We start from the raw sequence: 13406 nt of genomic DNA, 5'->3' as shown, positions 1-13406 counted from the left end.
GGGGAGGATGGGCGGGTGCCCCCGCCGCTCGCCGACGCGCTCGCCACCGGTCCCGTCGTCCTCGACGGCGGGCTGTCCACCGAGCTGGAGGCCCGCGGGCACGACGTGTCCTCGGCGCTGTGGTCGGCCCGGCTGCTGCGCGACGACCCGGACGCCGTCGTCGCCGCGCACGCGGCCTTCGCCGCCGCCGGGGCACAGGTGTCGACGACGGCGAGCTACCAGGCGACCGTCGAGGGGTTCGCCGCGGCGGGGATCGACCGCGCCGGTGCGCTGGCGCTGGTCGCCCGGTCGGTGGAGCTGGCCCGGCGGGGGGCGCCCGGGTCGTGGGTCGCGGGCTCGGTGGGGCCCTACGGTGCCGCGCTCGCCGACGGCTCGGAGTACACCGGCGGCTACGTCGACGCGGTCGGCGTCGCCCGGCTGCGCGCGTTCCACCGCCCGCGGATGGCGGCGCTCGCCGAGGCCGGCGCCGACGTGCTGGCCTGCGAGACGGTGCCCGCCGCCGCCGAGGCCGTGGCGCTGCTGGCCGAGGCCGACGCGCTCGGGGTGCCGGTGTGGCTGTCGCTGACCACCGTCGTCGGCGGCGACGGCGTCGCCCGCACCCGCCGCGGTGAGCGTGCGGCGGAGGTGTTCGCGATGGCGCGCGGGGTCGGTGCGGTGGTCGCCGTCGGGGTGAACTGCACCGACCCGGCCGCCGTCGGCCCGTCGCTGGACGCCGCGGCGGTCGCGGGGCTGCCGCTGGTCGCCTACCCCAACAGCGGGGAGGGGTGGGACGCCGCGGCCCGGGCGTGGACCGGCGCCGGCGGGGTCGACCCGGCCGCCGTGCCGGGGTGGGTGGCGGCCGGCGCGCGGCTGGTCGGCGGGTGCTGCCGGGTGCGCCCGTCCGACGTCGCCGCGCTCGCGGCCGCGCTGCGCCGGATCAGGTGACCTGATCGTGCGGCGTCGTCCCCCACCGTGGGCCGGGCGGGCGGGAGCCCCGGGCCCAGGTCAACTCATCATACGGTGACCCCACTACTGGATCGGGTTGCCGCCGGTCACCGCGACCCGCGCGCCCGACACGTAGGACGCCTCGTCGCTGGCCAGCAGCACGTACACCGGCGCGAGCTCGGCCGGCTGCGCGGCGCGACCCAGCGGCACCTGCTGGCCGAAGCTGGCCACCTTCTCCTCGGGCATGGTCGCCGGGATCAGCGGCGTCCACACCGGGCCCGGCGCGACGCTGTTGGCCCGGATGCCCTTCTCGGCGTACATCTGCGCGAGGCTGGCGGTGAAGTTGGCGATGCCCGCCTTGGTCATCGCGTAGGGCGCCAGGCTCGGGCTGGGCATGTCGGAGTTCACCGACGACGAGTTGATGATCGACCCGCCCGAGGGCATGTGCGGGACCGCGTCCTTGCACAGCACGAACATCGCCGTGAGGTTGGTCGCGACGGTGTGGTCCCACTCCTCGTCCGGGACCTCCTCCAGCGTCTCGTGGGTCATCTGGAAGGCGGCGTTGTTCACCAGGACGTCGACCTTGCCGAACTCCTCGACGGCCTTCGGGATGATCGTCTTCGCGTGCGCCCGGTCGGAGAGGTCCCCGGGCACCAGCACGCACCTGCGGCCGGCCTCCTCGACGTACTTCTTCGTGTCCTCGGCGTCCTCGTGCTCGTCCAGGTAGGAGATGAGGACGTCGGCGCCCTCGCGGGCGAAGGCGATGGCGACCGCGCGGCCGATGCCGCTGTCGCCACCGGTGATGACGGCGGCCTTGCCGGTCAGCTTCCCCGACCCGCGGTAGCTCTCCTCGCCGTGGTCGGGCTTGGGGTCCATCTCGCCCAGCGTGCCGGGCGTGCTCTGGGACTGCTCGGGCTGGGACTCGGGGCGGGGTGACGACACGGGTTCTCCTCGGTGCACGGACAGGCGGACGGCGACACGGCGGGTGGTCTCCCCGCGCGGCGTCGCCGTCCGCCTACCCGTGCACCCGGCTGCGGAACCCGACCGGACGTCAGGCGCTGCGGCCCGGCCGCACGGTCTCGGCCGGCGCGCCCAGCGCGGCGGCGTCCCAGCGCATCTCCAGGTGCCGGTGGCCGTGCCGGTCCACCACGGGCACCCACCGGATCAGCGGTCGTTCCTCTACACGCATCGTCGCATCCACCTCCCGTTAACCCATCGTTCACCTTGTCTCCCGAGTTCGGCCACCGCACACGCCGGCTGGACCGGTCGTTGCCGTTCCGTGACCTGCCGGTGCCCCGCCGGGAAGGTCGCGGCCGTCGGGAACGCTCTCCCCCACGATGACGACCTCCACGACGGCGGGGACGGCTCCCCTCCCTCTCCTCGACGACCCCGGCGACCTCGCCGCCCTGCAGGCGCGCGGTGACGACGCCGACGAGCTGTTCACCGCCTTCGCCGCCTGGGCGGAGGCGGGCGGCACGCCGCTGTACCCGCACCAGGAGGAGGCGCTGATCGAGCTGGTCAGCGGTGCCAACGTCGTCCTGGCGACGCCGACCGGATCGGGCAAGTCGCTGGTGGCCACCGGCGCGCAGTACGCGGCGCTCGCCGCCGGCCGGCGCAGCTGGTACACCGCGCCGATCAAGGCCCTGGTCAGCGAGAAGTTCTTCGCGCTGTGCGGCGTCTTCGGCGCGGCCAACGTCGGCATGCTCACCGGTGACGCGAGCGTCAACCGGGACGCGCCGATCATCGCCTGCACCGCCGAGGTGCTGGCCAACACCGCGCTGCGCGAGGGCACAGACGCCGACATCGGCCTCGTCGTCATGGACGAGTTCCACTTCTACGGCGACCCCGACCGCGGCTGGGCCTGGCAGGTGCCGCTGCTGGAGCTGCCCCGCGCGCAGTTCCTGCTGATGAGCGCGACGCTGGGCGACACCACCCGGCTGCGCGAGGACCTCACCCGCCGCACGGGCCGGCCGACGGCGCTGGTCGCCTCCGCCGAGCGGCCGGTGCCGCTGCACCACTGGTACGCCACGACGCCGGCGCACGAGACGATCCAGGAGCTGCTCGACACCCGGCAGGCGCCGGTCTACGTCGTCCACTTCACCCAGGCGCAGGCCCTGGAGCGGGCGCAGGCGCTGATGAGCGTCAACGTCTGCTCCAGGGAGGAGAAGGCGGCCATCGCCGAGGCGATCGGCGGCTTCCGGTTCACCTCCGCGTTCGGGCAGACGCTGTCGCGGCTGGTGCGTCACGGCATCGGCGTCCACCACGCCGGGATGCTGCCGCGCTACCGGCGGCTGGTGGAGACCCTCGCCCAGGCCGGCCTGCTCAAGGTCATCTGCGGCACCGACACCCTCGGCGTGGGCATCAACGTGCCCATCCGCACCGTCGTGTTCTCCGCGCTGAGCAAGTACGACGGCACCCGCACCCGGCTGCTCAACGCCCGCGAGTTCCACCAGATCGCCGGGCGGGCCGGCCGCGCCGGGTACGACACCGCGGGCACCGTCGTCGTCCAGGCGCCCGAGCACGAGGTGGAGAACCTGCGCCAGTTCGCCAAGGTCGCCGACGACCCGAAGAAGCGCCGCAAGCTGGTGCGGAAGAAGGCGCCCGAGGGGATGGTGCCGTGGTCGAAGGCGACCATGGAGCGCCTGGTCGCCGCCGAGCCCGAGCCGCTGTCGAGCTCGTTCCGCGTGACCACGGCGATGCTGCTCGACGTCGTCGACCGGCCCGGCGACCCGTTCCGGGCCATGCGCCGGCTGCTCACCGACAACCACGAGCCGCGCAAGCGGCAGCTGCGGCACGTCCGCGAGGCGATCGGCATCGCCCGCTCGCTGCTGCAGGCCGGCGTGCTCGAGCGGCTGCCCGAGCCGGAGCCCGACGGCCGCCGCTACCGGCTGACGGTCGACCTGCCGCCGGACTTCGCGCTCAACCAGCCGCTGTCGACGTTCGCGCTGGCCGCCGTCGACCTGCTCGACCCCGACTCGGACACCTTCGCCCTCGACGTCGTCAGCGTCCTGGAGGCCACCCTCGACGACCCGCGGCAGGTGCTCGCCGCCCAGGCCAACAAGGCGCGCGGCGAGGCGGTCGCGCAGATGAAGGCCGAGGGCATCGAGTACGAGGAGCGCATCGAGCTGCTCGAGGACGTCACCTACCCGAAGCCGCTGGAGGAGCTGCTCGAGCACGCCTTCGACGTCTACGTCCGCAGCAACCCGTGGGCCCGCGACGCGCATTCCTCGCCGAAGGCGGTGGTCCGCGAGATGTGGGAGCGGGCGATGACGTTCCGCGAGTTCGTCTCCGCCTACGGCCTGACCCGTTCCGAGGGCGCGGTGCTGCGCTACCTGTCCGACGCGGTGAAGGCGCTGCGCTCCGGCGTCCCGGCCGCGGCGCGCACCGAGGAGGTCACCGACGTCGTCGAGTGGCTCGGCGAGCTCGTCCGGCAGGTCGACTCGAGCCTGCTCGACGAGTGGGAGCAGCTGACCAGCCCGGACCAGCCGCTCGACGAGCCGGTCGCCGTCCCGGCCCGGGCGCGCCCGCTGACCGGCAACGAGCGGGCGTTCACCGCGATGGTCCGGAACGCCCTGTTCTCCCGCGTGCAGCTGTGGGCGCGGCGGCGCTGGTACGACCTCGGCGAGCTCGACGCCGGCTCCGGCTGGGACGCCGAGCGCTGGGGCGAGGTGGTGCGGGCCTACTTCGCCGAGCACGACGAGGTCGGCACCGGCGCCGACGCGCGCGGCCCCGGCCTGCTGGTGTGGGACCGCTCGGCCCCCGGCGTGTGGCGGGTCCGGCAGATCGTCGACGACCCGGCCGGCGACCACGACTGGGGCATCGACGCCGAGGTCGACCTCGCCGCCTCCGACGAGGCCGGCGAGCTCGTGCTGCGGGTGGTCGGTGCCGGCCGCCGGGACGACGCGTGGTCGTGAGGAGCGGGGACCTGACCTCGGTGACGACGGCGCGGCTGCGGCTGGACGCCGTCGCCCCGGCCGACGCCGACGAGCACCTCGCCCTGCTGAGCGACCCCGGTACGTGGGCACACCTGCCCTCGGGCCGGGTGACCTCGCCCGAGGAGGTGGCCACCCGGATCGGGCACTCGCTCGAGGACTGGGCGCACGCGGGGCTGGGCTACTGGACCGCCCGCCTGCGGGAGGACGCCGACGTCCCGGGACTGCGGCCGGGGCAGGTGGTGGGCACCGGCGGCTGCGCCTGCCCGCCCGGGCGGTCGTGGTGGAACCTCTACTACCGCTTCACCCCGCCGGCGTGGGGCCACGGCCTGGCCGCCGAGCTGGTGACCGCCGCCCTGGACGCCGCGCACGCCGTCGCGCCGGACCGCCCGGTCGTCGCCTCCCTGCTCGAGCACAACGAGCGCTCCCGCGGCCGGGCCGAGCGGGCCGGGTTGTCGCTGGTCTGGCGCGGCCCGGACGCCGGCAACCCCGACCCGGACGCCGTCCGGCTGGTCTACGCCGACCGGCCGCTCGACGACGCCCTGCTCGCCGCGGTCACCGGCCCGGCGTGAGGGCCCGGCGGTGACCGGGTGACGCCGCTCGAGGCGGTCGCGGTCGCCGCGGCGGGACTGGCCGCGGGCGCGGTCAACGCCGTCGTCGGGTCCGGGACGCTGGTCACCTTCCCGGTGCTGCTGGCCACCGGGCTGCCACCGGTGACGGCGAGCGTGTCCAACAGCCTCGGCCTGGTCCCCGGCAGCGTCGGCGGCGCGGTGGGCTACCGGCGGGAGCTGGCCGGCCAGCGCGGGCTGCTGCTGCGGCTGGTGCCCGCCTCGGCGCTGGGCGCGCTCACCGGCGCCGTGCTGCTGCTGACCCTGCCGGCGGCGGCGTTCGAGGCGGTGGTGCCCGCACTCGTCGGGCTGGCCGTCGTGCTGGTCGCGGTCCAGCCGCTGCTGACCCGCCGGCTCGCCGCCCGGCGCACCGACCCGGGCACCGTCCCGCGCGGGCCGCGGCTGGCCGGGCTGGTCGCCGCCGCCTACGCCACCGGCAGCTACGGCGGGTACTTCGCCGCCAGCCAGGGCGTGCTGCAGGTCGGCCTGTTCGGCCTGCTGCTCGCCGAGCCGCTGCAGCGCCTCAACGCGCTGAAGAACGTGCTCAGCTCGACGGTCAACGCGGTCGCGGCGCTGACCTACGTCCTGGTCGCCACCGACCGGGTGGACTGGGCCGCCGCGGCGCTGGTCGCCGCCGGGTCGGCGGCCGGTGGCCCGCTGGGCGCCCGGTACGGCCGGCGGCTGCCGCAGGCGGCGCTGCGGACGGCGATCGTCGTCCTCGGCGCGGTCGCGGTCGTCGTGCTGCTCGCCCGGTGAGCCGCGCGGGCCGGGGGCCGTGACAGGCTCGTCCCGATGCGCGCCCTCCGGCCCCGGTGCCCGTGACCGTCCTCGAGTGGGCCCTGCTGGTGCTGGCCGGCCTGGGCGCGGGGCTGTCGGGCAGCATCGCGGGCCTGGCCTCGCTGGTGAGCTACCCGGCGCTGCTGGCCACCGGGCTGCCACCGGTGACGGCCAACGTCACCAACACCGTCGCCCTGGTGCTCACCAGCGTCGGGTCGGTGAGCGCCTCGCGGCCGGAGCTGGCCGGGCAGCGCCGCCGGCTGCTGCCGCTGGTGGCCGCCGGGGTGCTCGGCGGCGCGGCCGGTGCCGGGCTGCTGCTGCTCACCCCGGCCGAGGCGTTCGAGCGGCTGGTGCCGCTGCTCATCGGCGGGGCGGCGCTGGCCATCGTGCTGCAGCGCCCGCCCGGGGAGCTGGCCGCCGAGGGGATGCGCCGGCACGGGCGGCGGGACCCGTGGTGGCTGGCCGCGGGGACGGCGCTGGTCGCGGTGTACGGCGGGTACTTCGGTGCCGCGGCCGGGGTGCTGCTGCTCGCGCTGTTCCTGCTGGGCACCGGCGAGGGGCTGCCGCGCAGCAACGCCTTCAAGAACGTGGTCCTGGGCGTGGCCAACGCGGTGGCCGCCGTCGGCTTCGTGGTGCTCGCCCCGGTGGCGTGGAGCGCGGTGCTGCCGCTGGCCCTCGGCTGCCTGGCCGGCGGCCGGCTGGGGCCGCGGGTGGTGCGCCGGGCGCCGCAGGCCCTGCTGCGCCGGCTGATCGGCCTCGCCGGGCTGGGTCTGGCGGTGGTGCTGGCGCTGGACGCCTACGGCTGAGGCCACCCGGTGTGGTGCCCGGAGGGGCGGGGCACCATGGTGGGCGGTGGACAGGGAGGACGACAGACGGTGACGACCAACGACGCGGCAGGACGGTTCCTCGAGGCGCTGCAGGAGCCGGCGACGGCGAGCGAGGACGGGCCGGAGATGGTGCCCTCGCGGCTGGCCCGGGCGTTCGCGCAGGCGGTGGGCGTGGACGGCGCGGCGCTGAGCATCCACGAGGGCGCGGGGCTGCGGACGCCGATCGGCGCCAGCGACCGGACCACCTCGCACGCCGAGCAGCTGCAGTTCACCGCCGGTGACGGGCCGTGCCTGCGCGCCCACGACACCGGCCGGGCGATCGTCTTCGACATCGAGGACATCAACCGCAACTGGCCCGAGCTGCACAGCGCGCTGCTGGGCGAGACGCCCTACCGGGCGGTGTTCTCCCTGCCGCTGGCCCCGCCGCTGGGGCCGACGGTGATCGTCGACCTCTACGCCCGCGAGCTGGACACGCTCACGTCCGTGCCGCGCGACGACGTCGAGGCCGCGCTGCTGGTGCTCACCGAGGAGCTGGTGCGCTCCTCGGGCGCCGCCCCGGTCGACGAGGGCGCCCGCTGGTGGGACTCCCCCGACGCCCGCCGCCGCAGCCGCGTCTGGCAGGCCACCGGCGTGGCCACCGTGGCGCTGGGCCTCGACGTCGTCGACACGCTGACCGTGCTGCGCGCGCACGCCTTCGCCACCGGCCGGGTGGTCGACGACGTCGCCGACGACATCGTCGAGGGCCGGCTGGACCCGGCCACCCTGCGCGACCCCGACACCGTCTCCTGAGCGGCCCGCCTCAGCGGCCGGTGTAGGCGGCCAGGAACAGCACGAACGCCGCGGCGGCCAGCAGCAGCCGCGCCGGGGTCAGCCCGTTGACCAGCCCCGCGGTGGCCTCCACCCAGGACGGGCGGACGCCGGCGTCGCGCGTGCCCCGGCGGACCAGCCGCACCTCGTCGGCCAGCAGCACGCCGGAGGCGCCGAGCAGCGTCAGCCCGACGACCAGCAGCACCAGCGACAGCTCCTCGGCGAACGCCTCGGCGCGGCCGGCCAGCAGCAGCGCCGCGACCAGCCCGGCGACCAGCCCCAGCGCGGCGCCCGCGACCGGCGCCCACGGGCCCATCCGCGTCATCGGCCCGGTGCGCCGGCGGTGCGCGGGCGCCGGCGGTGCCGGTGGGCGCCCGGAGACCGGGCCGGTGGCCAGCTGACCGGCCGGCAGCGGCTCGCCCGCCGCGGAGGGGGGCACGGCCGGGCCGGCGGTCTGCACGGCGGGGCCGGCGGGCTGCCCGGCCGGCTGGACGGCCGGGTGGACGGCCGGGTGGACGGTGGGCTGGACGGCGGTGGCGCCGGCGGGCGGGACGGGCGGCTGCGGGGGGACGGTCGGCTCGGTCATCGCACGTCAGGCTAGGGGGCCCGTCCGACCGGACCCGGGCTGGCCTGTGCTGCCCCGGGCCGTCACGGCAGGCGGCGGCTGTCCGCGGCGACCACCCGCAGCCAGCGGTACCCGTAGCCGTCGAGGGCCAGCTCCACCGCGCCGCCCTCGCCCAGCGGCGTCGTCCCCTCCTGCAGCAGGTCCTCCAGCACGGCGGAGGGGTCGCACCCGTCGAGGGTCAGCGGCACGGTGACCGGCTCCGCGCCGAGGTTGTGCACCGCGAGCATCACGCCGTCGTCCCACTCGCAGACGTGCGCCAGCACCGCCGCGTGCGGCTGCTCCAGCACCCGGAACGACCCCCAGCCCAGCTCCGGCGACTCGCGGTAGCGGCGGATGAGCAGCTTCACGAACGACAGCAGGGAACCGGGGTCGCGGCGCTGGGCGGCGACGTTGACGAACTCCGGCGCGAACCCGCCGCTGACCACCGGGCCGGGCAGCCGGTCGGGGTCGGCGGTGGAGAAGCCGCCGTTGGGACCCGGCGTCCACTGCATCGGCGTGCGGACGGCGAGGCGGCCCTCGGCGTCGAGGTCCTCCCCCATCCCGATCTCCTCGCCGTAGAACAGCACCGGCGTGCCGGGCAGGCTGAACAGCAGGCTGTAGACCATCCGCACCCGGCGCGGGTCGCCGTCGAGCATGGGCGGCAGCCGGCGGCGCAGCCCGCGGCCGTAGACCTGCATCCGCTCCTCGGGGCCGAACGCGGCGAACACCTCGGCCCGCTCGTCGTCGGAGAGCTTGTCGAGGGTCAGCTCGTCGTGGTTGCGGACGAAGGTCGCCCACTGGCTGTCGGGGTCGACGAACGGGCGCGCGGTCAGCGCCTGCACCAGCGGGCCGGCGTCGGCGCGGGCCAGTGACAGGTACGTCGCCTGCATGCCGACGAAGTCGAACAGCATGGTGAGCTCGTCGCCGTCGTCCCCGCCGAAGAAGTCCCGCTGCTGCTCGTGCGGCAGGTTCACCTCGCCGAGCAGCACGCCGCTGCCGGTGCGGCGGCCGAGGAAGGACCGCAGGTCGCGCAGGTACTCGTGCGGGTCGGGGAAGTCGGGGTCCTCGCCCTGCGTCTCGAGGAAGAACGGGACGGCGTCGACGCGGAAGCCCGACAGCCCCAGCTGCAGCCAGAAGCCCATGATCTTGGCGACCTCGTCGCGCACGCGCGGGTTGGTGACGTCGAGGTCGGGCTGCTCCTTGTAGAAGCGGTGCAGGTACCACTCCCCCGTCGGCTCGTTGAACGTCCAGGTGGACTCCTCCTGGTCGGGGAAGACGACCTGGTCGGAGGTGTCCGGCGGCTCGTCGTCGCGCCAGACGTAGAAGTCGTGGAACGGCGCGTCGCGGGCCTGCCGGCCCTGCTCGAACCACGGGTGGCGGATGGAGGTGTGGTTGACGACGAGGTCGGCGATCACGCGCATGCCGCGGTCGTTGGCGGTGCGGATGACCTCGACCAGGTCACCGTGGCTGCCCAGCCGCGGGTCGACGCCGTAGAAGTCGGTGATGTCGTAGCCGTCGTCGCGCTCGGCGGTCGGGTAGAAGGGCATCAGCCACAGGCAGGTGACGCCGAGGTCGGCCAGGTGGTCGATGCGCTGCGCCAGCCCCTCGAAGTCGCCGACGCCGTCGCCGTTCCAGTCCATGTAGGTCTCGACGTCGAGGCAGTACACGACCGCCGTCTTCCACCACAGGTCGGCGGTGTCGGTGATCCTCATGCGGGCTCCCTCGGCTCGGGCGGGCAGGACGTCGAGTGGTCAGTTGCTGCCGGTGACACGCGCGGACACGCCGACGCGAGCGGCCGCAGGTGCGCGTTCGGCGGGGTCAGCCGCCGGGGCGGCCCTCGGGCAGCACGAACGACGGGCCGGGCTCGGGCTCCTGCCGCGGCCGGCGCGGGCCCCCCGGCCCGTCCAGCGCGACGGCGGGCTTCGGCCGGGTGACCCCGAGCTGCGGCAGCACGTGCTCGCCGAACGCGTCGAGGAAGGGCCGCTGCTCCTTGCCGACGTGGTGCAGGTAGATCTCGTCGAAGCCGAGGTCGACGTACTCGGCCAGCCACGCCGCGTGCTGGCCGAGGTCGGAGCTGACCCGCACCGCGCCCTCGACCGCCTCCTGCGGGGTGTAGGCGCTGGCCTGCTCGAACGCCTCGGGGCCGTCGAGGTCCCAGCACAGCGGCGGCGGGAACGTGTTGGTGTACCACTGCTCGTAGGCGATCGCCTTCGCCCGCTCCGGGTCGGGGTCCCAGCACAGGTGCACCTGCAGCACGAGCCGCCCCCGGCCGCCGGCGTCGCGGTAGGCGCCGGTGAGCTCGCGCAGCGTGTCGTGCGGCTGGTTGATCGTGATCATCCCGTCGGCCCAGTCGGCGTGCCGCCGCGCCGTGGGCACGCTCATCACCGGCCCGACGAGCGCCGGCTGCTGCTCCGGCAGCGACCAGATCCGGGCCCGCTCGACGTCGACCAGCCCGCGGTGGGTGACCTCCTCGCCGGCCAGCAGGGCGCGGATGACGTCGACGCACTCGCGCAGGCGGGCGTCGCGGACCCGCTTGGGCGGCCACGGCGTGCCGGTGATCCGCTCGTTCATCACCTGCCCGCTGCCCAGCGCCATCCAGAAGCGGCCCGGGAACATGGCCGCCAGCGTCGCCGCGCCCTGGGCGATGATCGCGGGGTGGTAGCGCTGCCCGGGGGCGTTGACCACGCCGCAGGGCAGGCCGGTGGTGGCCAGCGCCGCCCCGAGCCAGGACCAGGCGAAGCCCGAGTGCCCCTGGGCGGAGTTCCAGGGGGCGAAGTGGTCGGAGCACATGGCCGCGGTGAAGCCGACCTCCTCCGCGTGCCGGACGGCGGTCAGCAGGTCGGCCGGGTGTACCTGCTCGTGGGAGTTGTGGAAGCCGATCACGGTCACCGGTCGTGCCTACCGCAGCCCGGCGGGCCGCGCCCGCCGGACGGCGTCGTTCCGCCTGCTCGGGCCTGCGGGAGTCCGGGGAGCCGACGAGACCGGCACCACGTCGCCGCTGCGCTGCGCGCGGAGCGGCCCACCGTGAGGATCGGGGGGTGACACGCACCCCCAGCACCGACCGGTGGGGCATCGACGCCACCTGGCTCGACGCCCTCGACGAGGAACACGAGGTCGCCCAGGCCACGATCGACCGCCTGCGGGAGGTGATCGGCGAGCCGCCGGAGGACCTCGAGGACCGGGCGCCGATCGTGGCCCGCCCCGGCGACGTCCTCGAGGTCGACGAGGCCGAGGTGACCCTCGAGGACGGCTCGACCCGGCACGTCGACGGCGAGCTGCCCGAGGACTTCCCGCTGGGCTACCACCGGCTGCGCCCCGCGGGCGGCCCCGAGCGGCGGCTGATCGTCTCGCCGGGCCGCTGCTGGCTGCCCGCCGACCGCGCGTGGGGCTGGGCGGTGCAGCTCTACGCCACCCGGGGCCGGGGCAGCTGGGGCATCGGGGACCTCGCCGACCTGCGCACCGTGCGCGAGACGGCCGCCGGTCAGGGCGCCGGGTTCGTGCTGATCAACCCGCTGCACGCCGTCGCCCCCACCCCGCAGCAGGAGGCCAGCCCCTACCTGCCGGCCACCCGCCGCTTCCGCAACCCGGTGTACCTGCGCGTCGAGGAGGTCCCCGGTGCCGACCGGGTCGACGTCGACGGCGACGCCGGCCGGGCGCTGTCCGACGGCGACCTGATCGACCGCGACGCGATCTGGGCGCGCAAGCGGGAGGTGCTGCGCCGGGTCTTCGACGCCACCGGCCGCGACGACCCCGCCTTCCCCGACTGGTGGTGGCACCAGGGGCAGAAGCTGCAGGACTGGGCCACCTGGTGCGCGCTGGCCGACGCCCACGGCCCCGACTGGCACACCTGGCCCGAGGAGCTGCGCGACCCGCGCAGCGAGGCGGTCGGCCGGTTCGTCGCCCAGCACGAGCGCGACGTCGCCTTCCACGCCTGGCTGCAGTGGTGCCTGTCGCTGCAGCTGGAGCGGGCCACCGAGGGCATGACCGTCATCCAGGACCTGCCGATCGGCGTGGCAGGCGGCGGCGCCGACGCGTGGACCTGGCAGGGCGTGCTGGCGCAGGGCGCGTCGGTGGGCGCACCTCCCGACGCGTTCAACTCCCAGGGCCAGGACTGGGGCTCCCCGCCGCTGGTCCCCTGGCGGCTGCGCGCGGCGGACTACGAGCCGTTCGTCGAGTCGATCCGCGCCACGATGGCCGGTGCCGGCGGGCTGCGCATCGACCACGTCATGGGCCTGTTCCGGCTGTGGTGGGTGCCCGCCGAGGGCGGCGCCGCGGACGGCGCCTACGTCCGCTACCCGGCCGAGGACCTGCTCGACATCGTCGCGCTGGAGAGCCACCGGGCGCAGGCGGTCGTCGTCGGCGAGGACCTCGGCACGGTCGAGGACGGCGTGCGCGAGGCCCTGGCCGACCACGGGATCCTCAGCTACCGGCTGCTGTGGTTCGAGGAGGACGACCCCGCCGGGTGGCCGGAGGCGGCGATGGCCGCCGTCACCACCCACGACCTGCCCACCGTGGCGGGCCTCTGGAGCGGCGAGGACGTCGAGGAGCAGCGCGAGTACGGCACCGGCACCGACGAGGAGCTCGAGCGCGGCCGGGCGTCGCTGCTGGAGAAGCTGCCCGGGCTGCGGCGGAACGCCAGGGCGGAGACGGCGGTGAAGCGGGCCCACGAGCTGCTGGCGCGGGCGCCGTCGCTGCTGCTGTCGGCCACCCTCGACGACGCCCTCGGCGTGCGGCGCCGCCCCAACGTGCCCGGCACCACCGACCGGCCCAACTGGTCGCTGCCGCTGCCGGTGCCGGTGGAGGAGCTGGCCGGCCAGCCGCTGCTGCGCGACGTCGCCCGCGTGCTGGCCGACGGCGTGCGGCGCACGGCCGACTGAACTCCTCCGGACACGCGACCGGCGCGGCCCCCGAGGGGACCGCGCCGGTC

Annotated in this window: 12 protein-coding genes; 7 read left to right on the top strand and 5 right to left on the bottom strand. The window is 75.8% G+C overall.

Going from position 1 to position 13406, the window contains the following annotated elements; translation table 11 throughout:
* Positions 1-15: 15 nt before the first annotated feature.
* A complete protein-coding gene (mmuM, locus tag ACI8AD_RS22435) occupies positions 16-924 on the top strand; it encodes a homocysteine S-methyltransferase (protein ID WP_456872747.1) in 909 nt (302 codons plus the stop codon).
* A gap of 84 nt (positions 925-1008) precedes the next feature.
* Here the strand turns inward: mmuM and ACI8AD_RS22430 are convergent, their stop codons facing one another.
* Both ACI8AD_RS22430 and ACI8AD_RS22425 read right to left on the bottom strand, forming a co-directional pair.
* Positions 1009-1866: an SDR family oxidoreductase gene (locus ACI8AD_RS22430; protein WP_456872746.1), complete on the bottom strand. Its 858-nt coding sequence runs from the start codon at positions 1864-1866 to the stop codon at positions 1009-1011.
* Positions 1867-1975: 109 nt separating this feature from the next.
* Positions 1976-2113, bottom strand: a complete 138-nt coding sequence (locus tag ACI8AD_RS22425) for a hypothetical protein (protein WP_456872745.1) — start codon at positions 2111-2113, stop codon at positions 1976-1978.
* 148 nt (positions 2114-2261) lie between these two features.
* Between ACI8AD_RS22425 and ACI8AD_RS22420 the strand changes: the two genes are divergently transcribed.
* The 5 genes from ACI8AD_RS22420 to ACI8AD_RS22400 all read left to right on the top strand — a co-directional run bounded on the left by ACI8AD_RS22420 (position 2262) and on the right by ACI8AD_RS22400 (position 7857).
* Positions 2262-4838, top strand: a complete 2577-nt coding sequence (locus tag ACI8AD_RS22420; RefSeq protein ID WP_456872744.1) for a DEAD/DEAH box helicase — start codon at positions 2262-2264, stop codon at positions 4836-4838.
* On the top strand, positions 4835-5428 hold the full coding sequence (locus tag ACI8AD_RS22415) for a GNAT family N-acetyltransferase (protein WP_456872743.1): 594 nt from the start codon (positions 4835-4837) through the stop codon (positions 5426-5428). Before ACI8AD_RS22420 ends, ACI8AD_RS22415 begins: the two co-directional genes overlap by 4 nt.
* 18 nt (positions 5429-5446) lie before the next feature.
* Positions 5447-6220 carry a sulfite exporter TauE/SafE family protein gene (locus tag ACI8AD_RS22410; protein ID WP_456872742.1) on the top strand — a complete coding sequence of 258 codons (774 nt, stop codon included), beginning with the start codon at positions 5447-5449 and terminating at the stop codon, positions 6218-6220.
* Between the two features lie 56 nt (positions 6221-6276).
* Positions 6277-7047 carry a sulfite exporter TauE/SafE family protein gene (locus ACI8AD_RS22405; RefSeq protein ID WP_456872741.1) on the top strand — a complete coding sequence of 257 codons (771 nt, stop codon included), beginning with the start codon at positions 6277-6279 and terminating at the stop codon, positions 7045-7047.
* Positions 7048-7116: 69 nt separating this feature from the next.
* Positions 7117-7857 carry a hypothetical protein gene (locus ACI8AD_RS22400; protein WP_456872740.1) on the top strand — a complete coding sequence of 247 codons (741 nt, stop codon included), beginning with the start codon at positions 7117-7119 and terminating at the stop codon, positions 7855-7857.
* 10 nt (positions 7858-7867) lie between these two features.
* Here the strand turns inward: ACI8AD_RS22400 and ACI8AD_RS22395 are convergent, their stop codons facing one another.
* The 3 genes from ACI8AD_RS22395 to ACI8AD_RS22385 all read right to left on the bottom strand — a co-directional run bounded on the left by ACI8AD_RS22395 (position 7868) and on the right by ACI8AD_RS22385 (position 11368).
* Positions 7868-8461 carry a hypothetical protein gene (locus ACI8AD_RS22395; RefSeq protein ID WP_456872739.1) on the bottom strand — a complete coding sequence of 198 codons (594 nt, stop codon included), beginning with the start codon at positions 8459-8461 and terminating at the stop codon, positions 7868-7870.
* A gap of 62 nt (positions 8462-8523) precedes the next feature.
* On the bottom strand, positions 8524-10191 hold the full coding sequence (locus ACI8AD_RS22390; protein ID WP_456872738.1) for an alpha-amylase family protein: 1668 nt from the start codon (positions 10189-10191) through the stop codon (positions 8524-8526).
* A 106-nt stretch (positions 10192-10297) separates the two neighbouring features.
* On the bottom strand, positions 10298-11368 hold the full coding sequence (locus ACI8AD_RS22385) for a TIGR03885 family FMN-dependent LLM class oxidoreductase (RefSeq protein ID WP_456872737.1): 1071 nt from the start codon (positions 11366-11368) through the stop codon (positions 10298-10300).
* 149 nt (positions 11369-11517) lie between these two features.
* Here ACI8AD_RS22385 and malQ point away from each other — a divergent pair, with 149 nt between their 5' ends.
* On the top strand, positions 11518-13356 hold the full coding sequence (gene malQ / locus ACI8AD_RS22380; RefSeq protein WP_456872736.1) for a 4-alpha-glucanotransferase: 1839 nt from the start codon (positions 11518-11520) through the stop codon (positions 13354-13356).
* The last annotated feature ends 50 nt before the right edge of the window (positions 13357-13406 follow it).

It is taken from the genome of Geodermatophilus sp. SYSU D00766, assembly GCF_054049915.1.
This window is presented reverse-complemented; position numbering and strand designations above follow the sequence as displayed.